The sequence below is a fragment of the Variovorax multivorans genome (assembly GCF_051216835.1).
Taxonomy (GTDB): Bacteria; Pseudomonadota; Gammaproteobacteria; order Burkholderiales; family Burkholderiaceae_C; genus Variovorax.
Map to the genome: position 1 here is coordinate 18,001 of NZ_JBPJZL010000002.1, position 26,535 is coordinate 44,535.

A 26,535-nucleotide genomic window follows, 5' to 3' on the forward strand; every position below is an offset into this window, starting at 1 on the left:
AACGAGGACGGATGCCCCGGTTTCAGGTGGAACCGAGAGGCGAGCGCACACGGTGGCGCTCAGAGCGCGCGTGGTGCGATGTCACGACCACGGAGAGAGCGAGTGCGATCACATAGATGGCAGTGGCAGCCCAGCCGACGCTCCTGAAGCTGCCGGTGCCCACCGCAACCGCCCCGACGGCCGGCCCCAGCGCCTGGCCGATGAAGATCGCGGCATTGGCGAGGCCGGGCAGGCGGCCGGTCTGGTCCATTTCAGCCGTCAGGGCCAGGAGATAGGTGAGCCCGAAGAACCACACCAGCATGATCACGCAGGCTGTCAGCGCATAGGCAGCCACGCCAGTGCCGTAGACCATCAGCAAGGTGGCGAGGATGGAGCCCGCAAATGCAATCAGCTGCGCCGAGCGATGACTGATCCGCCGGCCCACGATGCCGGCCAGCGCCGCGCCCACCGCGCCAGACAGAACGCTCAGCCCCAGAATCATGCCGATGTGATCAGGCGCGATGCCGATCGCCTTGCCGATGCGCTCCTGGTAGACCCACAGAGCGCCATGCCCGGCAAACAGAAGGACCACGAGGACAAGCAGCAAAGTGCTGTCTGTGCGCAGCGCGTAGACAGCGGCGCGCCCCGGGCCGCCCTGCCCGCTCGCCGGAGCTCGGGCGGGGATTCTTCCGCATAGGCCCAGGCTCAGGAGGCAAAGGACGACGAAACCTGCGAACACCGCCGGAATACCGAAGGCCGAGATCACGGGCGGGAGAATGCCGAGGGAGGCTGCGCCCCACAGCAGGATGCAGATGTTGAGAACCGCGAACGTCTTGTCCTTGTGGGTACGCAAGGCGGTGCTGGCATACACCACCGCCTGCACCACGCCTCCGGAAGCCCCCGCCAGCAGGCGCGCGACGCACAACGTCGCGAAGCTCTCTGCCAACGTGCTCCAGACGCTGGCGATCAGAAGCACGACCAAGGCTACCCGCACGAGTTGCTGCCGGTTCTGCCGGTGTGCGCCAAAAGCCGCGACCGTGCAAGCCAGCGCCATCGACACCAGCTCGATCCCGAACAGAACTCCCATTTGCTGCAGACCGATGCCCATGCGGTCCACCAGGGCGCCACCGAGGACGGGCTGCATCTGGATGGTGCCCATGCCTGTCACCATGCAGATCGCCAGCGCGAACATCGTTGTCCTGCTGTCTATTTTTGTCGAGGCGTCCATTGCGCTGCTTCCATGAATGAGGGTCAGGCAAGGGTAGGAAATGCCACCGGGGCGGTCTGGCATCGTTGCGACGGCATTGACTGGACGTGCCACCGCGATCCGAGGGATTTCCCTGGCCGGAATGAGTGGAGCCCTTTCGAGATTGGTCGATCGCTGGACTGGGGCAAGCCGCGTGCGCGGCCATGAACAGCAGCACACGCGAAGCTCAAGAGCTTGCTAAGCTGCCCGACCGGCGTCCCACGGCCGAAGCTCAGCAATTCAGAAATGGGGACGCCAGCGGATACAAGCCAGAAAATATGCCAAAAACAAAAATAAATCTTTTGAAATCAACAACTTAGAGAATTTCATGAAAATCGCCACCTGGAACGTCAATTCCCTCACTGCGCGCCTGCAGCACGTGCTCGACTGGCTCATTGCCAACCCGGTCGACGTGCTGTGCCTGCAGGAGCTCAAGATGACGGACGACAAGTTCCCGCTCGAGGTGCTGAAGTCGGCCGGCTACGAGGCCGCGGTGTTCGGCCAGAAGACCTACAACGGCGTGGCGATTCTCAGCCTCGCGCCGGTGCGCGACGTGGTGAAGAACATCACCAGCTTCAGTGACGACCAGTCGCGCGTGATCGCGGCCACGGTAGAGACGCCTTCGGGTCCGCTGCGCGTGGTCAACGGCTACTTCGTGAACGGCCAGGAGCCGGGCAGCGAGAAGTTCGCATACAAGATGAAGTGGCTCGACGCACTGCGCGACTCGCTGCGCCAGGAGCTGGCGACCAACCCGAACCTGGTGCTGCTGGGCGACTTCAACATCACGCCGGAAGACCGCGACAGCTTCGACCCCATCGGCCTGAAGGAAACGATCCACCACACGACGGAAGAGCGCAACCACTTCAAGGCGCTGCTCGAGCTGGGCCTGACGGACAGTTTTCGCATGTTCGAGCAGCCCGAGAAGAGCTATTCGTGGTGGGACTACCGCATGCTGGGCTACCAGAAGAACCGCGGGCTGCGCATCGACCACATCCTGGTGAGCCAGCCGCTGGTGCCGCGCGTGAAGGGCTGCGTCATCGACCGCGTGCCGCGCAAGTGGGAGAAGCCGAGCGACCATGCGCCGGTGGTGCTCGATCTCGACCTGGGTGCCTGAGCCCATGACCATACGCAACCTCGCAATCGTGGCCGTCGCGCTGACGCTCACGGCCTGCTCGCTGCTGAAGCCCGGCGACAAGGTGGAAGAAGGTGGCAAGAGCGCCGCGACCTCGCCTGCGGACGAAACCGCTTCCGGACGCGACGTGCCGACGGTGCGGTTGATCACCGCGCAGACGCCGGCCGTACGGACCTACCGCAAGATCGGCGCGCGCCACATCTATAACAAGTATGCAAGCCGCATCTACAAGGGCAAGATCCCGCCGCTGGTGTACGCGGTGGTGGTGGTCGAGACCGACATCGACGCCACGGGCAAGGTGATCAGGGTCGATTTCAGCCGCACGCCGAGCCACGCGCCCGAAGTGCCGCCGATGATTGCGGAGCTGATCAAGGCCACGTCGCCTTTGCCGAACCCCGGCAAGCTCGGCGCCCATACCTACGTGGATACATGGCTCTGGGACAAGAGCGGAAAGTTCCAGATCGATTCGCTGACCCTGGGCCAGCGAAGCCGATAAACACGCCGCCGGCGCCGACCGCCTCGCTCACGTCCAGTTCTGCTGCACCCAGCTGCGCACCTCCGCCCACTCGGGCGAGCTCTCGATGTATTTCTGCGTCGCGCTCACCAGCTCGCCCACGTTCTTGTAGTCGTCCAGGCCGAACGGCTGGGCCAGCGGCACGTTGCCGCGCATGTAATTGCTGCCGAGCAGCTGGCCGGCCTGGGTCGCCGCCAACTCCGCGGTGGCATCCATGGTGAGGTTGAGCAGCGCCGTAGCCGGCACCACGCCGTCGCTGAACGGCCACAGCCAATGCGTGACGCCCCAGTCCAGCGGGTTGGGCACGGAACTGGGCGGCACGCCCACCGGATTGACGCCGGTGCCCAGCGACAGCATCACGATGTCCGACGGGGCGGTGGCGCAGCCCTGGTAGATCGCCTCCACAATCGCCGTCATCGAGGGGTTGTTGGCGAAGGTGCCGCCGTCGGCGAAGTAGCCGAAGTCGCCCAACTGGTACGGCGGGAAGTACGTTGGCGCAGCCGAGGTGGCCAGCGCGGCGTCCACCATGCTGATGCCGCGGTAGGCGTTGCGCTGGCCGTTGGAGATGGTGCACGGCGCCCAGCTGTTCTGGTTCGCATCCCACAGCCGCGCGGAATTGACGGCCACGAAGCGACTCGCCGAGGACAGCGCACCGCCGCTACCCACCAGTTGCTGGGCGACTGATTGCAAGCCGGTGTTGACGTACTGGCACTTGAAGATGCCCGGGCCGCTGCCCAGCAGGTCTTCTGTCGACTGCGCCGGTGCCCGGTCTTGCTGCTTGGCCTGTGCGTCCAGCAGCCAGCCGTTGGGCTTGAAGATGGTGGAGCCATCGTTCTGGTAGACGCTGACGATCTTGTCGATGCTCACTTTGTTCACCAGGCCCAGCGAGATCAGGCCGCCGGTGGACGTGCCGGCGAATCCATCCGCGCTTGCGACGATGCCGAAGCTCTTGTCCAGGTCCTGGATCAGCATCGCCGTGATGACGCCGCGGATGCCACCGCCGTCGCAGCAGAGAATCTTGAAAGACATGGCTACGCTCCTTGCTTGAGTGGACGGTACCCGCGGCGCGCAGGCCCGGTGCCCCTTGGTCTCAGGCCGGAATGTGAGTCAATTGTTGAAGCAGCGCATCACTTGAACGAGGGATGGGCGACCTTCTGCACCGGTACGGCCGACTGGATAAGTCCGGTCGGTAATAAAAAAGGCCCCGAGGGGCCTTTTTTATTCGATGCCGAGTTCCTGGATCTTCCGGGTGATGGTGTTGCGCCCGATGCCCAGTTTCTGCGCGGCCTCGATGCGGCGGCCACGCGTGTTGGCCAGCGCCGTGAGGATCAGCCTCGATTCGAAGCGGCGCGAGAGCACGTCCCACACGTCGGTGCGGCCGGCAGCAAGCAAGGCCTGGGCTTCGTGCTCCAGGCCGCTCTCCCAGCTGCTCACGCCCGCATGGGCTTCGGCGGGCTCGGAGACGGCGTGCGCAGGCACCGATTCGCTGCCTGCAACCGGCAGCGACGCCACGGGCTGGGCCGCTGCGGTCGGCGCGACGGCCGCGGCTTCGGGCACGTGGAGGGCCTCAGCGCCTGCACCGACGGCCATTACCTCGGGCGGCAGGTCCTTCGCTTCGATCAGTTGAGCCGGCGCCATCACGGTCAGCCAGTGGCAGATGTTCTCGAGCTGGCGCACGTTGCCCGGGAAACCGAAGGCCGCGAGCTTGGCCAGCGCCGCGTCGGAAATGCGCTTGGGCTCGACGCCCAGCTGACGCGCGCTCACCTGCAGGAAGTGGCGCGTGAGCGCGGGCACGTCTTCACCGCGTTCGCGCAGTGCCGGCAGGCGCAGGCGAATGACGTTGAGGCGGTGGAACAAGTCTTCGCGGAAGCCGCCGAGCTTGACGCGCTGCTCCAGGTCCTGGTGGGTGGCCGCGATGACGCGCACGTTGGCCTTGACCGAGTTGTGGCCGCCCACGCGGTAGAAATGGCCGTCGCTCAGCACGCGCAGCAGGCGCGTCTGCAGGTCGAAGGGCATGTCGCCGATTTCATCGAGGAACAGCGTGCCGCCCTCGGCCTGTTCGAAGCGGCCGCGGCGCATGGTTTGCGCACCGGTGAAGGCGCCGCGCTCGTGGCCGAAGAGTTCGCTCTCCAGCAGGTCCTTGGGAATCGCGGCGGTGTTGATCGCAACGAAGGGGCCGTTGGCGCGCGGCGAGTGCTTGTGCAGCGCACGCGCCACCAGTTCCTTGCCCGAGCCCGACTCGCCGGTGATGAGCACCGTGACGTTGCTCTGCGAAAGCCGGCCGATGGCGCGGAACACGTCCTGCATCGCAGGGGCCTGGCCGAGCATTTCGGGCGCCGCGACCATGCGTTCTTCGGCAACTTCCTCGCGCTGGCTTTCGTCGACGGCGCGGCGGATGAGCTCGACCGCGCGCGGCAGGTCGAAGGGCTTGGGCAGGTATTCGAAAGCGCCGCCCTGGAAGGCCGAAACGGCGCTGTCGAGGTCGGAGAAGGCCGTCATGATGATGACGGGCAGGCCGGGGTGCTTGGCCTTGATCTTGTCGAGCAGGTCGAGCCCGGAACCGCCGGGCATGCGGATGTCGCTCACCAGAACCTGGGGACCTTGCTGATCGTCGTCGGCGGCCTGTTCGAGTGCTGCCAGCACCTCGCGCGTGTTCGTGAAACTGCGCGTGGGCAGGTCTTCGCGCAATAGAGCCTTCTCGAGCACGAAGCGAATCGATTGGTCGTCATCAACTATCCAGATCGGCTTCATGCATCTCCTCTGTTGCCGGTGGCTGCGCTAGGGCAGCGGTATCAATATCTTGAAATCGGTTCGGCCCGGGACGCTGTCGCACTCGATCACGCCGTGATGCTGTTGCACAAAAGTTTGCGCGAGCGTCAATCCCAGCCCTGTCCCGCCTTCCCTGCCCGATACCAGCGGATAGAAGATGCGGTCCTTGATCGTGTCCGGCACACCCGGTCCATTGTCGATTACATGCAATTCCAGTGCCAGTCGATACCACTGCTTGTTGAAGATCACCTGACGGGCTATGCGCGTCTTGAAAGTGATCTGCGCGTCGCCGGCCGCGCGGCGCTCGGTCAGCGCCTGCGCCGCGTTGTGCGTGATGTTGAGCGTGGCCTGGATGAGCTGCTCGCGGTCGCCGCGGAACTCGGGAATGGACACGTCGAAATCGCGCTCGATGTGCAGGTCGCGCGGAAACTCCGCGAGGATGACCGAGCGCACGCGCTCGCACACCTCGTGGATGTTGACGTCGCCCACCACGTGCGGGCGGCGGTGCGGTGCCAATAGCCGGTCGACCAGCGTCTGCAGCCGGTCGGCCTCATGGATGATGACCTGGGTGTATTCGATGAGGTCGCGCGATTCGACCTCCATCTGCAGCAGCTGCGCCGCGCCGCGGATGCCGCCGAGCGGGTTCTTGATCTCATGCGCGAGATTGCGGATGAGCTCCTTGTTGGCCTGCGCCTGGTCGATGAGGCGCTCTTCGCGGTCTTGCCGCACCTGCTGCTCGAGCGGCGACATCTCGATGATGAGCTCGCCCTTCTTGTCGCCCTGCGCGAGCGTGACCTGCACAGGCATCAGCTCGTGGTTGACGCGGCGCAGGAAGGCCTCGTAGCGCAGCGTTGCAAAGTCGTTGCTGCTCGCGCCGTCGATGGCCGTGCGCAGCACCTGCGGCTCATGAAAACACGCGCCGAACTGCGAACCTTCGAGCGTGCGACGCGAGGTGCCCAGTGCGTCTTCGAGGCCTGCGTTGGCGAACAGCACGGAGCCGTTGCTGTTGACCACCGCGATCAGCGTGGACAGCAGGTCGAAGGACTGGAAGCGCGGATTGGCGCCGGTCGCCTTCTTCCCGAACACCATGACTACTGCGGCTGCTGCTTGTTCGGCAAGCGGCCGATTTCGCGGCGGATGCCGGCGATGTCACTCTCGTTGCGCGCCAGCTCTGCCTTCATTTCGGCGACGCGGTCCAGGTACTTCTGGTAGTTGCGGCCTTCGCTGCCCTGCTTCTCGGGCTCGCCGTTGTTGTATTCCTTCTGCAGCTCGGCCTGGCGCGCCTCGGCCTTCTTGAGTTCGGCCTCGAGCACCGAACGGGCCTCGCCGTCACGGGCACGCTGGTCGACACCTTCGACACGCGGACTGCCCGCCGGTGCGCGCGCCGCCGAGGAGCCGCCGGACGACGCGGAGCCACCGCCCGAAGACTTGGTACCTTGCACGACCGTGACGTTGCCGCCTTCCATGACCTTGCAGCCCTTCTGCTGGGCGATGGTGGCGTTGTTGGTGTACTCGTTGCCGCAACGCCAGACGCGTTCCTGCGCGAGCGCCGGCAGCGCGATCAATGAACCGGCCAGGAAAATGAGAGAAGCAGTCTTCATGTGTATCGGTGGAGGGCGGCGACAAAGGTGCATTTTCGTGCAATTCGATGCCACCAGTGACAAGATGTTCCACTCCATTGAAAAAGGACGGCCGTGGCCGTCCTTTTTCATTACATCCCCGCCAATGGATTGGTGAGGCTGTACTTCGCGCGATTACAGCGAGTAGTACATGTCGAACTCGACCGGATGGGTCGCCATGCGGAAGCGCGTGACTTCCTGCATCTTCAGATCGATGTACGCATCGATGTACGCATCGGTGAACACGCCGCCCTTGGTCAGGAATGCACGGTCCTTGTCCAGGTATTCCAGGGCCTGGTCGAGGCTGTGGCAGACGGTCGGGATCAGCGCGTCTTCTTCCGGCGGCAGGTGGTACAGGTCCTTGCTGGCGGCTTCGCCCGGATGGATCTTGTTTTCCACGCCGTCGAGACCGGCCATCAGCAGCGCAGCGAAGCCCAGGTACGGGTTCATCAGCGGATCGGGGAAGCGCGCTTCGACGCGACGGCCCTTCGGGTTGGCCACGAACGGAATGCGGATCGAGGCCGAGCGGTTCTTGGCCGAGTAGGCCAGCTTCACCGGGGCTTCGAAGCCGGGAACCAGGCGCTTGTAGCTGTTGGTGCCGGGGTTCGTGATGGCGTTCAGGGCACGGGCGTGCTTGATGATGCCGCCGATGTAGTGCAGGGCGAAGTCAGACAGGCCTGCGTAGCCGTCGCCGGCGAACAGGTTCTTGCCGTCCTTCCAGACCGACTGGTGCACGTGCATGCCGGAGCCGTTGTCGCCAACGATGGGCTTGGGCATGAAGGTGGCGGTCTTGCCGTAGGCGTGGGCCACGTTGTGGATCACGTACTTCTGCAGCTGGACCCAGTCGGCGCGCTGGACCAGCGTGCTGAACTTGGTGCCGAGTTCCATCTGGCCGGCGTTGGCCACTTCATGGTGATGCACTTCGACCGGGATGCCGAGCGATTCGAGCACCAGGCACATTTCCGAGCGCATGTCCTGGAAGCTGTCGACCGGGGGAACCGGGAAGTAGCCGCCCTTGACTGCCGGACGATGGCCGGTGTTGCCGTGCTCGTATTCCTTGTCGGTGTTCCACGAGGCTTCTTCGGAGTCGATCTTCACGAAGCAGCCCGACATGTCGTTCTTCCAGCGGACGCCGTCGAACACGAAGAATTCGGGTTCCGGACCGAAGAAGGCGGTGTCGCCCAGGCCCGAAGCCTTCATGTACGCCTCGGCGCGCTTGGCGAGCGAACGCGGATCGCGCTCGTAGGCCTTGCCGTCGGCGGGGTCGATCACGTCGCAGGTCAGGATCAGCGTCGTTTCTTCGAAGAAGGGGTCGATGTTGGCGGTGTTCGGGTCGGGCATGAGTTGCATGTCCGAAGCTTCGATCCCCTTCCAGCCAGCGATGGACGAGCCGTCGAATGCGTGGCCCGAGGTGAATTTGTCTTCATCGAAAGCCGAGACCGGCACGGTCACGTGCTGCTCTTTGCCACGGGTGTCGGTGAAGCGGAAGTCGACGAACTTGACCTCGTTTTCCTTGACGAGCTTGAGTACATCGGCGACGGTCTTTGCCATCAGTTTCTCCTGAGTTGGATGGTGGTTAGGAATACAGGGACGAGGGATGCAGTTTCTGTGCCATTGTCACCTCACTCGATGAGGCTTTAGTGGCCGCCGCAAACCCCAAATGAAGGCGGAATTTCACCAAAATGGTGCGTTCAGCATCAACGCACCAATTCTGGACCAAGCTTGGCATCAAAGGTGTGCAACCCTTCGATCAGCTGGACATAGGCGGCATCGAGCCGGCCGGGGTCGCCCTTGACGCCCAGCTCGATGTGGCGGCCGTATTCGGGGTGATCGACGCTCGGCAGGCTGAACACCTTGATGCCGGCGTGGGTGGCCTCGATGGCCTGCATGAGCGGGGTCAGCGTGGCTTCCATGGCACCGAAAACGATCACCGACTTCTCGGCGACGGCATTGCGGGTAAACAGTTCGGCGTAACGGCCGTCGAGCACGGACTCGATCATCGGCCAGGCCATGACGGGGAAGCCCGGCACGAAGTGCACGTCGCCGACGCTGAAGCCCGGGATCTTGTTGTACGGGTTGTAGATGAGCACGGCGCCTTGCGGAAACACGCCCATGTTGAGCCGGTGCACGTTGTCGGAGCGGTCGGGCTCGTAGGGCACGCCCTGCTCTCGGGCGGTGTCCTGCATGCGCTCACGGATCAGCAGTTCGGCCTCGGGGTGCAGCGCCAGCGGCACGCCCAGGGCCTTGGCGGCGCACTGGCGGGTGTGGTCGTCGGGCGTGGCGCCGATGCCGCCGGTCGAGAAGACGATGTCGCCCGAGGCGAAGGCGCGCGCCAGCGCGGCCGTGATGCGTGCGGGCTCGTCGCCCACGTATTCGGCCCAGCTGAGCTGCAGGCCGCGCGCGGCGAGCAGCTCGATGACCTTGGCCATGTGCTTGTCGGCCCGCTTGCCGGAAAGGATCTCGTCGCCGACGACGATGAGACCGAATGCGCGTGTCATGGTGAACCCCATTGGGAAAGAGCGGCCTTGCTGGCCTCTTCGGCTTCGAGGGCCGGTGTTGCGCCGTTGGCGGCCAATGCCTCGGCCACCGCGCGCTGGGCACGCAGCCGCGCGAGCGCGTCGAGGCAGTAGTGAGCGAACCAGAGCGCCGAGAAGGCGAAGACCAGTGTGTAGATCCAGATGGCGATCGGCACCAGCACGAAGAAGGCGGCGGCGAACAGCAGGCCCGATGCCCAGACGATGCTGGGCGCCGCGCCCAGGTAGCCGCACAGCACGCCGATGCACAGCAGCGGCAGCCGGTGCGCGCGCAGCAGCGCGGCGCGCTCCTCGGGGCTGGCGTGCTCGGCCAGCGCATCGAAGCTCATCACGCGGTAGGTGAGCCAGCCCCAGATCAGCGGCGGCAAGATCAGCACCAGCGGCGGAATGAGCCACAGCGGCATCGACACCACGAGGGCGATCAGCGCCAGGATGGTGACGCCGAGCGAACGCGCGACGCTGCCGAGGAACGACGCGCCCTTTTTCTGTTCGAGCGAGGGAAAACGCCGCTCGCCCACGAGCTTGGTCAGCGCAGGCGCCATGAAGCCGGCCACGATCAGCAGGCAGACCACCACGATCAGCGGCGTGGCGGCGAACACCACGACCAGGGACACCAGCGCGAAAGTGACGTCACCCGAGAAAAGACGCCCGATCCAGGCCCAGAAGCTCGACAGCAGCGGCCAGGCGTCGAGCGCGCCGCGTGTCCAGGTCACGGCGGAGTCCCAGTAGAAATAACCGAGCCCCGCGGCCAGCACCACCATCAACCCCAAAGGAAGCAGCGACAGCACGATCACGCGCGGCAGCATGCAATAGGCGACCGCGCGCCAGAAGGAGTCGAGGAGCAGGCGCATTGAGCAGCGAGGATAACGCCTCGGACGAGCCGTTCAGGGGCCGGAGCCCCTCAACCGCGACCGACCATTCGCTTCAGGCCGAGCCACTGCTGGGCCCAGAAACCGCGGCCGTATTCGCGCACACGGCCATCGGCATCAGCTTCGACCTGGTCGCGGATGCCGGTCGGGTCGTAGCGGTCCTCGAAGTTGGCAGTGCGAAACAGCATGTCCCACCAAGGCAGCAGCACGCCGAAGTTGTGGCCGCCGAGCGTGCTTTTGCCGTTCGACTCGTGCCCCAGCCCGATGCTGTGGTGCAGCCGATGGAAACGCGGGCTGACCCACAGCCGCTCGCCGATGGCGCCAAAACTCAGCCGCAGGTTGGCGTGCTGCAGGCTTTCGCTGAGCTGCGTGAACGCGACGAAGGCGATGAACTGCCCCGGCGCCACGCCGATCAGCTGCGCCACGATGACGATGAGCGTGTCGTGGACGATGTCGTCGAGCAGGTGATTGCGGTCGTCGCTCCACATCGTCATCTGGCGCTGCGAATGGTGCAGCGAATGCAGGCCCCACCACCAGTTGAACTGATGCTGGCCGCGGTGGATCCAGTAGCCGACGAAGTCGAGCACCACAAGATAGATGGCGAAGGCGACCACCGGCACGTCGGTCACGCCGGGCCACACTTCGTCGAGGTGGAATGTGCCCCACCCCGCCGTGCGCAGGCTGCCCATTGCATCGTCGAAGAAGGGCTGCAGCGTGAAGAAGATCGCCAGCCGGAACAGCCCGAGCCGGTGAATCAGCGTGTAGAGCACGTCGATGCGGATCGCATGGCGGTCGACCACCGGCTCCACCGAGCGCCAGCGCTGAAGCGGCCCGATGATCGCCAGCAGCACCAGGATCTGGATGACGCCGACCAGCAGCCAGCCGGTGGCGTCGAAGGCATCCTCGGTCCAGCCGCCGAGGCCGACAGCGTAGACCAGCGGCTGCACGGCGGCCTCGAAGAACCAGCCCTGCATGGCGGAAAAAGCGTCTGTCAGCCAATCGATCACGGCGGAAACTCGTTCAGGGGTGGGATGCGATCCAGGCGCGGAAGTCCGGGTGCTGGCGCAGCGTCTGGAAGCAGAAGCCCTTGGCCTTGAGCCCGACGATCAGCGGCTCGAGGTTGGCCGGAGCCCATGGGTCCTTGCGCGACCAGATGCCCAGGTGCGCGAGCAGGATGTCGCCGGGGCGAATGGTGTCGAGCGCCTGCGTCAGCAGCTTGGCGTTGCTGAACTTCTCGCTCGGCAGCTCGTCACCGAGAAAGCCGGCTGGCGCCCAGCCGACGTACTTGTAGCCACAGCCTTCGGCGGCGGCCAGCAGCGCGGGTGAAGTCTTGCCGCCCGGCGCGCGGTACAGCGGCAGCGGCTTCTTGCCGGTGATGGCGGCCAGCCGGTCGGACGACTTGCGGATGTTGGCGCAGTACTCGGCCGCGCTCCAAGTCGACTCCTTGCCGTCCTGAGGGCCTGCCGAGGGCTTGATGCGGAAGCTCGGCGGCGTGCCCTTGACGTCGGCGCGCCAGTACGCGTGGTCATAAGTGTGCGAGCCGAACTCGTTGCCTTCGGCCGCCCTCGCCTTCCACCAAGGTGCCCAGTGGTCGTCGAGGCTGTCGCCGTCGGTCTGGGTGCGCTCGGCGGCGGCAAAGAAGGTGACGCGCACGTCCTGCCGCTTGAGCACGTCGGCCACCAGCGGGGCGACGCCCATGTGGCCGGTGTCGAAGGTCAGGTAGACGGGCTTTTCGCAGGTGGCGCCCGGTGTCGCCCCCCAGGCGACGGGAGCCACGACTCCGGCCAACGACAGCGCGAGGGCCGCGCCGATGCGGCTAGATGCGCTTGGCATGATCGAGCGTCCAGACGCCATGCGGCGAACGGCCGACATTGACCTGGCGCACAACCTTGTTGCTGGCCAGGTCGACCACGCTGAGCTTCTTGATCCAGCGCGAGGTCACGTACAGGGTCTTGCCGTCGGCCGACAGGTCCATGCAGTCGGGGCCGCCGGGCACGGGATAGGTCGCGATGACCTTCAGCGTCGCCAGGTCGATACGGCTGATGGTGTTGGCCACGCGGTTGCTCACGAACACGCTCTTGCCGTCGCCGGCCGAGCGGAAGGCGTGGGCACCCTTGCCCGTGGGGATCTTGCCGACCAGCTTGGGCTCGGCGCCGGCCACGTCGAACACCTGCACGCCGTCGCTGCCGGTCAGGCCCACCAGCAGGGTCTTGTCGTTGTGCACGCCGAAGATGTCGGCCGGCATGGTGCCGGTGGCAACGCGCCACTTGACTGTTTGCGTGGGCAGGTCGACGGCGATCATCTCGTCGCTGTCCTGCATCGTCACGTAGGCGATGGTGCTGGTGTTGTCGATCCAGATATGGCTGGGCGTCTTGCCGCTGGCGATGCGCTTGGCCAGCTTCAGGTCTTTGCCGTCCCAGCGGTAGATGTCGACGTGGTTCAGGCGGTTGCCGGCCGTGACGAACCACTTCATGTCGCGCGAGAACTGCAGCTGGTACGGATCGATGATGCCGTAGACCACGCGCTGCACTTCCGCCGTGCGGGGGTTCAGGAAAGTCAGCGAATCGCCTGCCGAATTGGCCACGATGACCGACTTTTCGTCCGGCGTCATGTAGATGTGGTGCGGCTCCTTGCCAGTGGCAATGCGCTGTTTTTCCGTCCAGTCGACGGGATTGATCACGCTCACGCTGGCGTCCAGCGAGTTGAGCACGAAGATCGGGGGAGGTTCGGCCGGCGCGGCGGCGGCAGCGGGAAATGCCGCCAGGGCCGTCAGACAGGAAAACAGGAAAGCCGCGAGGCGGCCGTTCGGGCGAGCAGGAAATCGCAAGGGGAGGTTCCGGGAGAGAGCTTGGCGAGATTAACGGTCGAGCCTTAGGACTGGCTGACCGTCAGGGGGCGCTTTGTTCCGCTTATTTCGGCGGTTTCGCGGGTTTGGCCGGCGCGCGCAGGGCGGCAACCTCGTCGGCCGTCAGCCAGCACCACTGCCCCGGTGCGAGGTCGTCGGGCAGCGCCAGGTCGCCGATGCGCGAGCGATGCAGCCCCTCGACCCGGTTGCCGACCGCGGCCAGCATGCGCTTGACCTGGTGGTACTTGCCCTCGGTGAGGGTGAGCCGCAGATGCAGCGGGCTGTCCGACTCGCAGGCGGCGGCTCGAACGGGCTTCGGGTCGTCGTCGAGCACCACGCCGGCCAGCAGCTTCGCGATCTGCGCCTCGTCCACCGGGTGCTTGGCCGTCACCTCGTAGACCTTGGGCACGTGGTGCTTGGGCGAGCCCATCTTGTGGATGAACTGGCCGTCGTCGGTCAGCAGCAGCAGGCCGGTGGTGTCCTGGTCGAGCCGGCCGATGGCCTGCACGCCCTGCACCGCGCCCTTGTTGGGGCGCAGGCGCAGCGGTGACGGCAGCAGCGTATAGATGCTCGGGTAGGTCGAGGGCTTCTGCGAGCACTCGGTGCCGGCCGGCTTGTGCAGCATCAGATAGGCCTTCTCGTGGTACGCCCACGCGGTGCCCTGAACCGTGTAGTGAAGGCCCTCGGGGTCGAGATCGGCAAAGGGGTCGGTCACCGCCTGGCCCTCGATGGTCACGTGGCCTTGCTGGACGAGGCCCGCGCACACGCGCCGCGTGCCGAAGCCTTGGGTATAGAGGATGTCTTGCAGGTGCATGAAAAATGAAAAAAGCGGCCGCGCCGACAAGGGCACGACCGCCTTCTAGTTTGCCGCAGGATCAGTAGCCTGCCGCCAGGCCTGTGTTGCGGCGCGGGTCGTTGGCGCCGTAGAAGCGGTTGTTGCCGACCGGCTTGCCGCCCAGCGACGGCGCGCCGACGATGATCGCCGCAAGGTGGTTGGCCGGCTGCGGCACACCCAGGTTGTGGCCCATGTCGGTCAGGATCTTGCGCGTGTCGGGGCTCAGCGCGAAGGTCTCGACGTTAGTGACGTCAGGCAGCCATTGCTGGTGGAAGCGCGGTGCATCCACTGCTTCCTGCACGTTCATGCCGTAGTCGACCACGTTCAGGATGGTGTGCAGCACAGCCGTGATGATGCGGCTGCCGCCGGGCGTGCCGACCACGAACACCGGCTTGCCGTCCTTCGACACGATGGTCGGGCTCATCGAGCTCAGTGGACGCTTGCCCGGGGCGATGGCGTTGGCCTCGCCCTGCACCAGGCCGTACATGTTCGGCACGCCGATCTTCGAGGTGAAGTCGTCCATCTCGTTGTTCAGCAGCACACCCGTCTTGGCGGCCGTGACCTTGGCGCCGAACCAGTCGTTCAGCGTGTAGGTCACGGAGACGGCATTGCCCCACTGGTCGGTGATCGAGTAATGGGTGGTGTTGCTGCCTTCATGCGGCGCGACGCCGGGCTTGATGTCCTTGGAGACGCCGGCCTTCTTCGGATCGATGACGGCGCGGATTTTCTCGGCATAGCCCTTGTCGAGCAGGCGGTCGAGCGGGTTCTTCACGAAGTCGGGGTCGCCCAGGTAGCTGTTGCGGTCCACGTAGGCGTGGCGCATGGCTTCGATCTGGTAGTGCACCGACTGGGCCGAGCGGAAGCCCAGGTCCTTGAGCGGGTAGCCCTCGAGGATGTTGAGCATTTCGCAGATGATCACGCCGCCCGAGCTGGGAGGTGGCGCCGACACCACGCGGTAGCCGCGGTAGTCGCACTCGACGGGCGCGAGTTCGCGCGTCTTGTACTGGTCGAGGTCGGCCTGGGTGATGATGCCCTTGCCGGCCTGGCTCGACGCCACGATGGCCTGGCCCACCCAGCCCTTGTAGAAGCCGTCGGGCCCCTTCGCACTGATTTCCTTCAGCGTCTTCGCCAAGTCTTTCTGCACCAGCTTCTGGCCGACCTGGAAGGGCTGCCCCTTGTTCAGGAAGATCGCGCCGGAGACCGGGTCTTTCTGGAAATCGGCGGTGGAGGTCCACAGCATGTCGATGTCGCCCTGCTCCAGCGCGAAGCCCTTGTCGGCCAGCTGGATCGAGGGGGCGATGAGGTCTGCGCGCTTCATGGTGCCGTACTTCTCGCGCGCGTATTCCATGCCCGAGACGGAGCCGGGTACGCCCACGGCGAGGTGGCCGTTGGTGCTCAGGCCCTTGATGACGTTGCCGTCCTTGTCGAGGTACATGTTGGCCGTGGCGGCCAGCGGTGCCTTCTCGCGGAAGTCGAGGAAGGTCTTGCGCCCGTCGGCCAACTGCACGGTCATGAAGCCGCCGCCGCCGAGGTTGCCGGCAGCGGGGTACACCACCGCGAGCGCATAGCCCACGGCCACAGCCGCGTCGACGGCATTGCCGCCGCGCTTGAGCACGTCGACGCCGACCTTGCTCGCCAGGTGCTGCGCGCTCACGACCATGCCGTGCTCGGCCGCGACGGGCGCCACCGATGCGGCATTCGACGCGCCGGCGGCCGCCAGCGCGAGCACCGCCGCGACGGCGGCGCGCAGCTTCGGGGTCCAGTGAATTGGTTGCATGCAGGTATCTCCTCTTTGAGTGTGTTGAAGAAAAACGGTGATGTACGTACGGGTCAGCCCGTGAGCAGCGCCTTGCGGCGCAGGGCGTCGAGCGCCAGCGCGACCTGCTGGCGGGCGAACTCCCTGACTGCCGACGGGTCGGTCAGCGGCTTGTCGTCCTTGACGAAGCGCAGGCGATCGCTTCGAACCTCGGCTTCGAGGTGCTCCACCAGCGCGTCGTGCGAGTGCGTGCCGTCGAGCAGCGGCAGCAGGCTTTGTTCAAGCAGCGTCAGCACCACGGGTTCGTGCCACTGGTTGCAGGTGTTGGCGGTGGCACCGACGCCCGACGCAAGACCCGAAGCGCCTCGCACCGCGGGCAGCGCTTGCGGCAAACCGGACACCACGTCGGCCGCGGACACCGGCGTACGCCGGATGCGCAGGGCGCCGAGGATCAGCAGCTCCTCGAGCATGGCCATCACGGCCGGCTCGATGGCGGCCTGCGGCTGCCCAGTGAGCCCGGAGGCGGCCTCGATGAGGGCCGACGCAGAGATCGATGCCGGATAACGCGTATCGAGCAGCTGCGCCACCGCCTTGTGCGCGGGCAACCGCAGCGTGACCTTCAGGCCCCGCATGGCGGTGCACGGCTGCTCGCGAGCATCGAGCGCGAGCGCCCCACCGTCGTCGGCCCTGAAGATGCCGGCGAATTCGAGCGAGCGGATGCGTGCGGGGTCGAGCTTGTAGCGGATGTGTGCGGCTTGCGTCTGCTTCACCAGCAGGGTCTGGCGGAAGGTGCGGTTGACCAGGAAGTCGAGGTACTGCTCCATCATGACCTGGCTGCCACCGCATTCACGCAGCAGCGGGTCGCGCACCTTGTCGCCGTAGTTCTGCACGAACATCGTCGACGGCTCCGCGTCGCACAGGTAGGCAAGGCCGTGGGCATCCGCGCGCGCCACGAACTCCTTGAAATAGCACGGCGCATTGCAGGGCTCGAGGAACTCGTGCAGCAGGTACGAACTGTTGGCATTGCGCACGATCGGCATCGCCTCTTCAAGCGTCTTCTTGAGCACGCTGTCGGCGCGGGCCGACTGCTCGAGAAAGTCGAGCATGCCGCGTGCGTAGGCCAGCTTTTCTTCGGGCGTGTCGCGCGGACCGCCGCGCAGGATCATCGCGTCGCGCACGATCTCGCGCGCCTTCCAGCCGGGGTACACGTTGTAGCTCACGTAGGCCACGCCGTTGGGCGCGAGATTTTCGGAGCAGATGCGCAGGATCGCGTCCTGCACCGGACCCGGCACCCAGCTGTAGACGCCGTGGCAGACTATGTAGTCGAACTGGCCGAACGAAGCGTCGATGTCCGCAAGGTTGAAGGCCTTGAGCTCGATATTCGACAGCCCGGCGCGCCCGATGGCCGCCGTACCTTGCGCCACCTGCACCGGCGACAGGTCGATGCCGATTGCACGCGCCTCGGGATGGCGTGCCGCGAAGGGAATCAGGTTGCCGCCGGCCGCGCAGCCGAGCTCCAGCACACGGGCTTTTGCGGGAGGTGGAGCATCGAGCCCGAAGAGAAATGCCAGTGCTTCCAGATGCTCCATCGCCGACTGCGGGAACGGATGCGAGTCATAGGGCACCGTGTCGTAATAGCTGGTCAACTCGGAAGTCAGGGAATCCGGCACGGGCGTCCTTATCGGGATCTGGGCAGGCAGCTAGAAACTGCAGTGACTGCAATGTGACAGTGCTGGCCGACTATAGCCCCGCGTTCCGGCGAAAAAAAGCGGGCTTGCACAGGGCCTCGCGCGCGGCGCATAAAAAAAGCCCAGCTGTGAGGCTGGGCTTGAAAGCCTATCTGCTTGGCATGCATCAAGGCCCCCGCACAGGTTGACCAGCGGGGGACGGTTTACCCGTCAAGGAGAAATTCGGATGGATGGAAAAAACGATGTGTTCATGGGCATAGTCTACTGTATATTTGTACAGTCTTTTAACAAAGGATGCCGCCATGTCTCTGCCCGAGGAAACAACCACCCCGCCCAATCATGCGCTCAAGGAAGCGCTGGCCTGGATCTCGAAGTTCGCACATGCATGGAAAGCCATCGAGCCTTCTCCGAAGAGCCTCAGCATCGACGGCTTCATCATCTGGGGGCCCGTGCTCTACGAAAAGCACAAGGGCGAAGATCCGGTGCAACTGGCGCGGCAATTGTTCGGCCAGTCCGGTAAGTACTTCAAGTATCTCTATCCCGACCGTGGGCGAAGCTCAAACGATCCCGGTGGTCTTACTTAGAATGCCCCGATGAATTGGCGCACACTGCTTCCGCTTGCCCTGGTCCTCACCGGCTGCTCGACCCCACCCAACGAGGTGACGCAAGTTCGCGAAGGCGTACTGCGTGCCATGACCTACGTCCAGGCTGCGGACTATTGCGATGCGCGAAGCAAGACGCCGCGTTGGCTTGGCAAGGCGCCTGCGGAGCAGGGGGTTTTGTTCCAGTGTTACTGAGCTTCGGCGACTGATTGCGCAGAGATCGGCGGCTGCACTCAAGCTTGTATAAGTTGGAGGCCTGGATCGCCGAAGGCGGGGGAAGAAACGTACAGCGGCGGCACGAGTCGGGCAGACCTCTTGTTCAGTGAAGCCAGCGTTGAGGAATATGGTGGAGTTGAGGAGATTTGACCCCCTCGAAATTGACCGCCGCCTTTGTCCATGCGGGTTTCGAATTTGACGGCGCGATTCGTGTGAGAAACGAGTGAACTTCAGTGCGCCAGACAGGCCGCCCCCGCAAGGACAACACCACCGTCAAAAAACCAGCCGTGAGTAGTGCGTCAACGTGTTGACACCATTCAGAGTAATGAAGGGGGCGAGCCTGACGGCATTCTCAGCGACAGCCGCAGCACTACCAACCCAGGTGCCAGGATTGTTCTGCTGTGCCAGCCACAGCGCGCCCCAAATATCGATGACAAAACCGCCCATCATCTCTAACCGATCAAAATCGGCCATGGTGGTTAACGTGCCGTGAGGTGCAGTCCCCAGTGCGATGTTGTCTGGACGGTTGATGGCGACCCACCAGTGCGTGATTTCACCGGCGTTACCGCGTTGATGATAGACGTCGATTGAACGGATGGGACACGAGAGCGCGCCCTGCAAGGCGATGCGATGCGTGACGATACAGTGCACCGCCAGCGCCGCAGAAGAATGACAGAAGAGACCCTTTCGCGGGTCTGCGAGAGCTGGGTGCCAAGCGCGCCAATTGTTGATCCGAAATCGAGCGACACCTTGAAGCGTTGGCCAAGCATTTAGACGGCCGAGTTCACTTGCGCCGGCATTGTCCCAGTCAGCAATCGTTGTATGACCAGGGCGGAACGCCCGCACAAAGCCGGAGGACAAGATGCCTTCTTCCTCGAGGACGGCGATGTGGGGAGCGTATAGGCCGAACGCTGCGTTATTAGCGTCGTCGTAGAGCTCCGCGCATATAGTGCGCGTCCGCCAGTTCAACAAGTCCAACTGGTTGGCCACATTGGCCATCAACGTATCTCTATCCAAAAGGAACTGACGGTAGGCATCTATTTGTGCCTTCAGGTTCGTGACGCTCGCGCCACGCACCGAATTAATGACACCGGTTCCCACGTTGTATCGACCCGCCTTGGCGGTGAGCCATGTTTGCATTCTTAGCGTGAGGGTGAGCCAGTTCGCCCGGCTTGGGACTTGGTCAAAGGCTGTGAGCGCACCATCCACCCCACTCAACTCGTTGCTTCGCGCATAGGTCCCGCTGATTAGCCCATGCATGTAGCGGTAGTTGGCCGCGCTTGCACCAGCGAAACCAGCCGGGGTGGGCAGCACGGTGTATGTATTGGGGCCGAACGTCATATCCATCGTACATATTTTTACGCCCTTGCCCTCCAACCGCATCGCGCAATCGTGGTATTGCCTGCGCATCCACAGGCCTGTCGTCGAGGGCGAAGAGAAAGGTACGAAGACATGCGCTACCGTGCGCACCGTCTTGCTGCTCACGGCCCGCCAGGCGCTTGAGGGTCAACGGCAAACATATTGAGAAAGCCGACGGCCAGTCTTCATGAACCCGCGCAATGACAAGAAATGGGCCGACCAATACCGGGCGTACATCGCCAAGCTGCCCGGCCGCAAGACGACCGAAATAGTGAGCCGGAATTACGGCCGGTGAGTCGAGCAAAGTGTCACTCTGGGCTTTGACCGACCGCAGGTAAAGTACGGTCGGGAGCATCTGCCTAGTCTGCCGGAGGTCGGCGACGCGAGCGATTCAGGTGCGAATCGCGTGTGAGAAGTGTGTGAATCGCGAGACGCCGTGTGACGGTCCGAGACGGAGAGCCTTTTCGTAAGTCCTTGATTTAATTGGACTTGGCTCTAGAAATTTGGTGGAGCTGGGGGGATTTGAACCCCCGTCCGCAAGCCTTCATCGCGCAGTTCTACATGTTTAGTGATCTGATTTAAGTCTCGCTTCCGGAGTCGCGCAGTCACACGCTAAACCGGACGCCAGCACCCTATTTTCTCGCCCCGACCCAAGGTACCCGGATCGGAGCCAGCCCATGTAATTATCCTTGCAGCCGGGAGGTCAGGATTGCTCCAGACCCCCTTGCCCAGCCCATCGGCCAACTGTTGCAAGGCTCACTGGCAATTAAGCAGCGAGTGCGAAACGTTCGTCGTTTGCAGTTAGTTTGTTTGAATCTGTTTTACGAGCGCATTCAGCTCGACATGCCCCGCTGCGACTCCGAACCCACGTCGAAACCAGTGCAGCCCCAAGCGACTCATTTTAGGCGCTATTGAGCAACTTCAAGAGCTCAAGGGGCGAAGAGATTGAAGCATCGGCCTGCCAGAGCGCCGAATCGGCCTGTGTACCCATGTAGCCGTAGGTGGCTGCGACCGTGCGCATGCCTGCAGCGCGGCCCGCGACGATGTCGCGCTCGTCGTCACCAACGTAGATGCACGCCTGCGAAGCCACGCCAAGCCGGCGCGCAGCCTCGTGCAAGGGCTCGGGATGCGGCTTGGCAAACGGCGTGGTGTCGCCGCTCACCACCGCGCCCGCACTCGCGAAAAGTGGAATGGCGCGCGTCAGCGGATCGGTGAAGCGCATCGATTTGTTGGTGACGACACCCCACAAGAGGCCGCGCTCGCGCAGCGCCTCGATGAGCGCCTGGATGCCATCGAACACCTGCGTGTTGAGCAGCATGCGGCGCTCATAAGTCACGAAGAACTCTTCGCGCAGCTCAGGAAACTCCGGCGACTCGGGCGTGATGCCGAATGCCACACCCAACATGCCGCGCGCGCCCGCACCGGCCATGGGACGGTAGCGCTCCAGCGGGTACGAATCGAGGCCGCGATCAGTGCGCATCTTGTCGGCTGCGGCGCCCAGATCGGGCGCGCTGTCGATCAGCGTACCGTCGAGGTCGAACAGCACGGCTTTCGTCTCGACGCCCATCATCCGTGCGATCCCGACTTCAGTTCGGCCGGCTTCTGCGTGGCGAACATGTAGTTGACGCTGGTGTCGCCGCTGAGCCAATAGCGCCGGGTCAAGGGGTTGTGCTCCATGCCGCGGGTGTGCCGCAGGTCCAGGCCCGCCGCGCGACAGTAGCCGGCCAGTTCGCTCGGACGGATCAGCTTCGCATATTCATGGGTCCCGCGCGGCAGCATGCCGAGGACATACTCGGCGCCCACGATCGCCAGCATGAAGGACTTCAGGCTGCGGTTGATCGTCGAGAAGAACACCCAACCACCCGGCTTGACCAGCGTGGCACAGGCCTGGATCACCGAGGCCGGCTGCGGCACGTGCTCGAGCATCTCCATGCAGGTGACGACGTCGAAGCTGCCCGGCTGCTCAGCTGCCAGCGCCTCTGCGCTGATCTCACGGTACTTCACGCCGCGGGTGCCGGCCTCGAGCGCATGCAACTGCGCAACCTTGAGCGCCTTGCCCGCGAGGTCGATACCCAGCACGTCGGCCCCCTTGCGCGCCATCGAATCGGCCAGAATGCCGCCGCCGCAGCCGATATCGAGTACGCGGCGCTGCGAAATAGGTGCAATACCGTCAATCCATTCCTGGCGCAATGGATTGATTTCATGCAGCGGGCGGAATTCGCTTTCCAAATCCCACCAGCGATGCGCGAGCTCTGAAAACTTGGCCAGTTCGGCCGGATCCGCATTCACGTTTTCTGTCATGCAGCGATTATGAAACGAGCAATGTCCGATAAACACTGCTCGGGCTTTACCAAAGATCAATCGCAAATTCGACAGCCATAAAAAAACCCCGCCGAGGCGGGGTTTTCATGATCGATGGAATCGATTGATTAGTTGGCGCGGGTGCCGACCACTTCGATTTCCACGCGACGGTTCTTGGCGCGACCTTCCTTGGTGCGGTTGTCAGCCACTGGCTGCTTCTCGCCCTTGCCTTCGGTGTAGACGCGGTTGCGTTCGATGCCCTTCGAGACCAGGAAGGCCTTGACGGCTTCGGCGCGACGCACCGACAGACGCTGGTTGTAGGCGTCCGTGCCGATCGAGTCGGTATGGCCCACAGCGATGATGACTTCGAGGTTGACGCCACGGATCTTCTCGACCAGATCGGTCAGCTTGGCGCGACCTTCAGGCTTCAGAACCGACTTGTCGAAGTCGAAGAATGCGTCGGCAGCGAAGGTCACCTTGTTAGCGGCGACTTGCGGTGCAGCCGGTGCAGCCGGTGCAGCGGGGGTCGGAGCAGCAGCAGCCGGAGCAGCAGGAACCAGAGCACCGTCGCAACCAGCGGCAGCCGTAGCCGGCGTCCAGTTGGCATCGCGCCAGCACAGTTCATTCGTGCCGTTCTTCCAGACCAGTTCGCCGGTGCCGTTTTGCCAGTTGTCGATCGTAGGACCGCCGTCCGCAGCGGTGACACGGGTCTGCGCGCCGGCGGCAGTGGCGAGCGCAGCGACTGCAAACATCATCGCCACTTTATTCAGTTTCTTCATGGTTCTCCTCTTGGGGAAAAAGCCGCAGCCGCGCTGCGAATCAAGGACGCTTTAAGTGACCACCACCCAAAACGTTGAGGCGATTGTGCCATAGGGTCTTTGGCAAACAGGCCGCTGGACGGCCCCGAAGCGTAGGACGGAGGCGGAATAGGCACCTTGTGTTGCGGCGGTGCGACACCCCTCACAGCGTAAAATTTCGCCTTCCTGCCGCCAGCCCCTCGCTCATGACCTCCTTCGCAAAAGAAACCCTGCCCATCAGTCTCGAAGAGGAAATGCGCAGCAGCTATCTCGACTACGCCATGAGCGTGATCGTGGGCCGAGCGCTTCCCGATGCCCGCGACGGCCTCAAGCCTGTGCACCGCCGCGTGCTTTATGCGATGCACGAACTCAACAACGACTGGAACCGGCCGTACAAGAAGTCGGCCCGTATCGTCGGCGACGTCATCGGTAAGTACCACCCGCACGGCGACCAGTCGGTCTACGACACCATCGTGCGCCTGGCCCAGGACTTCTCGATGCGCCACATGCTGGTCGATGGCCAGGGCAACTTCGGGTCGGTCGATGGAGACAACGCGGCCGCAATGCGGTATACGGAAATCCGGCTGGCCAAAATTGCGCACGAAATGCTGGCCGATATCGACAAGGAAACTGTCGACTTTCAGGACAATTACGACGGCTCCGAAAAAGAGCCGAAAGTGCTGCCGAGCCAACTGCCGAATTTGCTGGTCAATGGCTCCGGCGGTATTGCGGTCGGCATGGCCACCAATATTCCGCCGCACAACCTGAATGAGGTTGTCGACGCCTGCCTGCACCTGCTGCGCAACCCCGAAGCCAGCATCGACGAGCTGATGGAAATCGTGCCGGCGCCCGACTTCCCCACCGCCGGCATCATCTACGGCATCAACGGCGTGAAGGACGGCTACCGCACCGGCCGCGGCAAGGTCGTTATGCGCGCCAAGTGCCACTTCGAGGACATCGACCGCGGCCAGCGCCAGGCGATCATCGTCGACGAACTCCCCTACCAGGTCAACAAGAAGACGCTGCAGGAGCGCATGGCCGAGCTGGTGCACGAGAAGAAGATCGAGGGCATCAGCCACATCCAGGACGAGTCCGACAAGTCGGGCATGCGCCTGGTGATCGAGCTCAAGCGCGGCGAGGTGCCCGAGGTGGTGCTCAACAACCTCTACAAGCAGACGCAGCTGCAGGACACCTTCGGCATCAACATGGTGGCGCTGGTCGATGGCCAGCCCAAGCTGTGCAACCTGAAGGACCTGATTCAGGTCTTCCTGCAGCACCGCCGCGAAGTGGTCACGCGCCGCACCGTCTTCACGCTGCGCAAGGCCCGCGAACGCGGCCATGTGCTCGAAGGCCTCGCGGTGGCACTGGCCAACATCGACGAGTTCATCCGCATCATCCGTGAATCGCCGACACCGCCCGTCGCCAAGGCCGAGCTGATGACCCGCAGCTGGGACAGCAAACTGGTGCGAGAAATGCTCACGCGCACGCGCGCCGACGGTGGCGTGATCAACGCCGACGACTACCGCCCCGAAGGCCTCGAGCGCAATTTCGGCATGGGCGGCGACGGCCTCTATCGCCTGTCGGAAACGCAAGCCCAGGAAATCCTGCAGATGCGCCTGCAGCGCCTGACCGGCCTCGAGCAGGACAAGATCGTGGCCGAGTACAAGGACGTGATGGCCGAGATCGACGACCTGCTCGACATCCTGGCCAAGCCCGAGCGCGTCTCGACCATCATTGGCGACGAACTCGGCACCATCAAGCAGGAGTTCGGCCAGTCGAAGGTCGGCGCGCGCCGCAGCCTGGTGGAGCACAGCGCCTACGACCTATCGACCGAAGACCTGATCACGCCGACCGACATGGTGGTCACGCTCTCGCACAGTGGCTACATCAAGAGCCAGCCGCTGGGCGAATATCGCGCACAAAAACGCGGCGGCCGAGGCAAGCAGGCCACCGCCACCAAGGACGACGACTGGATCGACCAGCTCTTCATCGCCAACACGCACGACTACATCCTGTGCTTCTCCAATCGCGGCCGGCTGTACTGGCTCAAGGTTTGGGAAGTGCCGGCGGGTTCGCGCGGCTCGCGCGGGCGCCCCATCGTCAACATGTTCCCACTGCAGGAAGGCGAGAAGATCAACGTCGCGCTCGCGCTGACAGGTGAAAAGCGCAACTTCCCGGCCGACCAGTACGTGTTCATGTCGACTTCGATGGGCACGGTCAAGAAGACCGCGCTCGACGAGTTCAACAACCCGCGCAAGGGCGGCATCATTGCCGTGAACCTCGATGAAGGCGACTACCTGATCGGCGCTGCGCTGACCGACGGCAAGCACGACGTGATGCTCTTCAGCGATGGCGGCAAGGCCGTGCGCTTCGACGAGGAAGACGTCCGCCCATTGGGCCGCAATGCGCGCGGCGTGCGCGGCATGTCGCTCGACCCCGGACAGGGCGTGATCGCCATGCTGGTGGCCGAAGACGAGCAGCAAAGCGTGCTCACCGCCACGGAAAATGGTTACGGAAAGCGAACAAGCATTACGGAATACACCCGCCATGGCCGGGGAACCAAAGGCATGATCGCCATTCAACAGAGTGAGCGCAACGGCAAGGTCGTTGCCGCCACTCTCGTGCATGCGGATGATGAGATCATGCTCATCACCGACAAGGGCGTGCTGGTGCGCACCCGGGTTGCCGAAATTCGTGAGCTTGGTCGCGCGACGCAAGGCGTTACGCTGATCGGACTCGACGAAGGCGCCAAACTCAGCGGGCTACAACGTATCGTCGAAAACGACGCGAACGGCGAAAGCGAGCCTGACGCGGACGATACTTCCTCATCTTCAACGGAGAATCCTCAGTGAAAAAAATCAAACTCGCACTTCTGACGGTCGCCCTGGCAAGCAGTTCGATGGCCGCCATGGCCCAGGACAAGGCCACGCTCATCAAGCAGTTCATCGACATCCAGCGCCCCGGCATCGAATCGCTGGCACGCGGTCTGGTCGAGCAATCGAGCGCTCCGATCGCACAAGCGGGTTCGCAGTACCTGCAGACGCAAGTGCCTGAAGCCAAGCGCGAAGCCGCCGCCAAGGCTGCCGACGCCGAGCTGAAGAAGTACTTCGACGAGACCTACCCCATCGTTCGCGACAAGGCCGTTCAACTGGCCCCGGGCGCCCTCACCCCGCTGATGGAGCAGAACTTCAACGAAGACGAGCTCAAGCAGCTGCTGGCCTGGATCAACTCGCCCCTGAGCAAGAAGTACCAGGACCTGAACCCGAAGATGCAGACCGCACTGACGGAAAAGCTCGTGGCCGACACGCGCGCCACGGTCGAACCCAAGATGCGCGCACTCGACACCGCAGTTGCCAAGGCACTCGGCGCACCGACCGATGGCGCAGCCCCCCAAGGCTCCGCTCCCGCCAAGGCACCTGCCAAGGCCCCAGCCAAGAAGTAAAAGCAACGTGACCCAGCAGCAGACGCCGGCCG

The 26,535-nt window shown here is 64.0% G+C and carries 24 protein-coding genes and 1 other RNA gene; 6 read left to right on the plus strand and 19 right to left on the minus strand.

Going from position 1 to position 26,535, the window contains the following annotated elements; genetic code table 11:
* Positions 1-22 precede the first annotated feature (22 nt).
* Positions 23-1,207, minus strand: coding sequence for an MFS transporter (locus ACSFCA_RS03640; protein ID WP_435458677.1), 1,185 nt, complete (start codon positions 1,205-1,207; stop codon positions 23-25).
* Between the two features lie 182 nt (positions 1,208-1,389).
* Here ACSFCA_RS03640 and ACSFCA_RS03645 point away from each other — a divergent pair, with 182 nt between their 5' ends.
* The 3 genes from ACSFCA_RS03645 to ACSFCA_RS03655 are packed head-to-tail and all read left to right on the plus strand — an operon-like array spanning position 1,390 to position 2,853.
* Positions 1,390-1,545, plus strand: coding sequence for a hypothetical protein (locus tag ACSFCA_RS03645; protein WP_435458678.1), 156 nt, complete (start codon positions 1,390-1,392; stop codon positions 1,543-1,545).
* 8 nt (positions 1,546-1,553) lie between these two features.
* Complete coding sequence (gene xth, locus ACSFCA_RS03650; protein WP_435458679.1) at positions 1,554-2,339, plus strand: exodeoxyribonuclease III; 786 nt, start codon at positions 1,554-1,556, stop codon at positions 2,337-2,339.
* A 4-nt stretch (positions 2,340-2,343) separates the two neighbouring features.
* On the plus strand, positions 2,344-2,853 hold the full coding sequence (locus ACSFCA_RS03655; RefSeq protein WP_258350501.1) for a hypothetical protein: 510 nt from the start codon (positions 2,344-2,346) through the stop codon (positions 2,851-2,853).
* 27 nt (positions 2,854-2,880) lie between these two features.
* On the opposite strand, the gene ACSFCA_RS03660 is transcribed toward ACSFCA_RS03655, so the two are convergent.
* From ACSFCA_RS03660 to ACSFCA_RS03720, 13 genes are all read right to left on the minus strand, one after another.
* On the minus strand, positions 2,881-3,900 hold the full coding sequence (locus ACSFCA_RS03660; RefSeq protein WP_435458680.1) for a patatin-like phospholipase family protein: 1,020 nt from the start codon (positions 3,898-3,900) through the stop codon (positions 2,881-2,883).
* Positions 3,901-4,089: 189 nt separating this feature from the next.
* Positions 4,090-5,622 (minus strand): nitrogen regulation protein NR(I), encoded by a 1,533-nt coding sequence (ntrC, locus tag ACSFCA_RS03665; protein ID WP_258350503.1) that lies wholly within the window; start codon positions 5,620-5,622, stop codon positions 4,090-4,092.
* Positions 5,623-5,649: 27 nt separating this feature from the next.
* Positions 5,650-6,729 carry a nitrogen regulation protein NR(II) gene (gene glnL, locus ACSFCA_RS03670; protein WP_093050198.1) on the minus strand — a complete coding sequence of 360 codons (1,080 nt, stop codon included), beginning with the start codon at positions 6,727-6,729 and terminating at the stop codon, positions 5,650-5,652.
* A 2-nt stretch (positions 6,730-6,731) separates the two neighbouring features.
* Complete coding sequence (locus ACSFCA_RS03675) at positions 6,732-7,241, minus strand: hypothetical protein (RefSeq protein ID WP_258350504.1); 510 nt, start codon at positions 7,239-7,241, stop codon at positions 6,732-6,734.
* Between the two features lie 153 nt (positions 7,242-7,394).
* On the minus strand, positions 7,395-8,810 hold the full coding sequence (glnA, locus tag ACSFCA_RS03680; protein WP_093050193.1) for a type I glutamate--ammonia ligase: 1,416 nt from the start codon (positions 8,808-8,810) through the stop codon (positions 7,395-7,397).
* A 146-nt stretch (positions 8,811-8,956) separates the two neighbouring features.
* Positions 8,957-9,757, minus strand: coding sequence for a competence/damage-inducible protein A (locus ACSFCA_RS03685; protein WP_435458681.1), 801 nt, complete (start codon positions 9,755-9,757; stop codon positions 8,957-8,959).
* On the minus strand, positions 9,754-10,644 hold the full coding sequence (locus tag ACSFCA_RS03690) for an EI24 domain-containing protein (RefSeq protein ID WP_435458682.1): 891 nt from the start codon (positions 10,642-10,644) through the stop codon (positions 9,754-9,756). The genes ACSFCA_RS03685 and ACSFCA_RS03690 overlap by 4 nt, the downstream gene beginning before the upstream one ends.
* A 50-nt stretch (positions 10,645-10,694) precedes the next feature.
* The gene (locus ACSFCA_RS03695; RefSeq protein ID WP_435458683.1) at positions 10,695-11,669 is read right to left on the minus strand and encodes a sterol desaturase family protein; all 975 of its coding nucleotides are present in this window, start codon (positions 11,667-11,669) and stop codon (positions 10,695-10,697) included.
* A 13-nt stretch (positions 11,670-11,682) separates the two neighbouring features.
* Positions 11,683-12,495, minus strand: a complete 813-nt coding sequence (locus ACSFCA_RS03700) for a polysaccharide deacetylase family protein (protein WP_097199677.1) — start codon at positions 12,493-12,495, stop codon at positions 11,683-11,685.
* The gene (locus ACSFCA_RS03705; RefSeq protein ID WP_435458684.1) at positions 12,479-13,489 is read right to left on the minus strand and encodes a YncE family protein; all 1,011 of its coding nucleotides are present in this window, start codon (positions 13,487-13,489) and stop codon (positions 12,479-12,481) included. The genes ACSFCA_RS03700 and ACSFCA_RS03705 overlap by 17 nt, the downstream gene beginning before the upstream one ends.
* An 82-nt stretch (positions 13,490-13,571) precedes the next feature.
* Entirely contained in the window at positions 13,572-14,321 is a 750-nt protein-coding gene (locus ACSFCA_RS03710) for a pseudouridine synthase (RefSeq protein WP_435458685.1), read from the minus strand.
* Positions 14,322-14,382: 61 nt separating this feature from the next.
* On the minus strand, positions 14,383-16,119 hold the full coding sequence (ggt, locus tag ACSFCA_RS03715; RefSeq protein ID WP_258350513.1) for a gamma-glutamyltransferase: 1,737 nt from the start codon (positions 16,117-16,119) through the stop codon (positions 14,383-14,385).
* Between the two features lie 53 nt (positions 16,120-16,172).
* Positions 16,173-17,768: a class I SAM-dependent methyltransferase gene (locus ACSFCA_RS03720; protein ID WP_258350514.1), complete on the minus strand. Its 1,596-nt coding sequence runs from the start codon at positions 17,766-17,768 to the stop codon at positions 16,173-16,175.
* A 320-nt stretch (positions 17,769-18,088) separates the two neighbouring features.
* On the opposite strand from ACSFCA_RS03720, the gene ACSFCA_RS03725 reads away from it, so the two are divergent.
* Positions 18,089-18,370, plus strand: a complete 282-nt coding sequence (locus ACSFCA_RS03725) for a hypothetical protein (protein ID WP_435458686.1) — start codon at positions 18,089-18,091, stop codon at positions 18,368-18,370.
* A 507-nt stretch (positions 18,371-18,877) separates the two neighbouring features.
* On the opposite strand, the gene ACSFCA_RS03730 is transcribed toward ACSFCA_RS03725, so the two are convergent.
* From ACSFCA_RS03730 to ompA, 5 genes are all read right to left on the minus strand, one after another.
* On the minus strand, positions 18,878-20,089 hold the full coding sequence (locus ACSFCA_RS03730; RefSeq protein WP_435458687.1) for a hypothetical protein: 1,212 nt from the start codon (positions 20,087-20,089) through the stop codon (positions 18,878-18,880).
* A 378-nt stretch (positions 20,090-20,467) separates the two neighbouring features.
* Positions 20,468-20,852: a transfer-messenger RNA gene (ssrA, locus tag ACSFCA_RS03735) on the minus strand.
* A 12-nt stretch (positions 20,853-20,864) separates the two neighbouring features.
* On the minus strand, positions 20,865-21,533 hold the full coding sequence (locus tag ACSFCA_RS03740; protein WP_258350517.1) for an HAD family hydrolase: 669 nt from the start codon (positions 21,531-21,533) through the stop codon (positions 20,865-20,867).
* Complete coding sequence (ubiG, locus tag ACSFCA_RS03745; RefSeq protein ID WP_435458688.1) at positions 21,530-22,264, minus strand: bifunctional 2-polyprenyl-6-hydroxyphenol methylase/3-demethylubiquinol 3-O-methyltransferase UbiG; 735 nt, start codon at positions 22,262-22,264, stop codon at positions 21,530-21,532. The genes ACSFCA_RS03740 and ubiG overlap by 4 nt, the downstream gene beginning before the upstream one ends.
* Before the next feature lie 128 nt (positions 22,265-22,392).
* On the minus strand, positions 22,393-23,043 hold the full coding sequence (ompA, locus tag ACSFCA_RS03750) for an outer membrane protein OmpA (RefSeq protein WP_056510399.1): 651 nt from the start codon (positions 23,041-23,043) through the stop codon (positions 22,393-22,395).
* Between the two features lie 224 nt (positions 23,044-23,267).
* Here ompA and gyrA point away from each other — a divergent pair, with 224 nt between their 5' ends.
* Together gyrA and ACSFCA_RS03760 are read left to right on the plus strand one after the other, a co-directional pair.
* The gene (gyrA, locus tag ACSFCA_RS03755) at positions 23,268-25,913 is read left to right on the plus strand and encodes a DNA gyrase subunit A (RefSeq protein ID WP_258350519.1); all 2,646 of its coding nucleotides are present in this window, start codon (positions 23,268-23,270) and stop codon (positions 25,911-25,913) included.
* A complete protein-coding gene (locus ACSFCA_RS03760) occupies positions 25,910-26,503 on the plus strand; it encodes a DUF2059 domain-containing protein (protein ID WP_258350520.1) in 594 nt (197 codons plus the stop codon). Before gyrA ends, ACSFCA_RS03760 begins: the two co-directional genes overlap by 4 nt.
* Positions 26,504-26,535 lie beyond the last annotated feature (32 nt).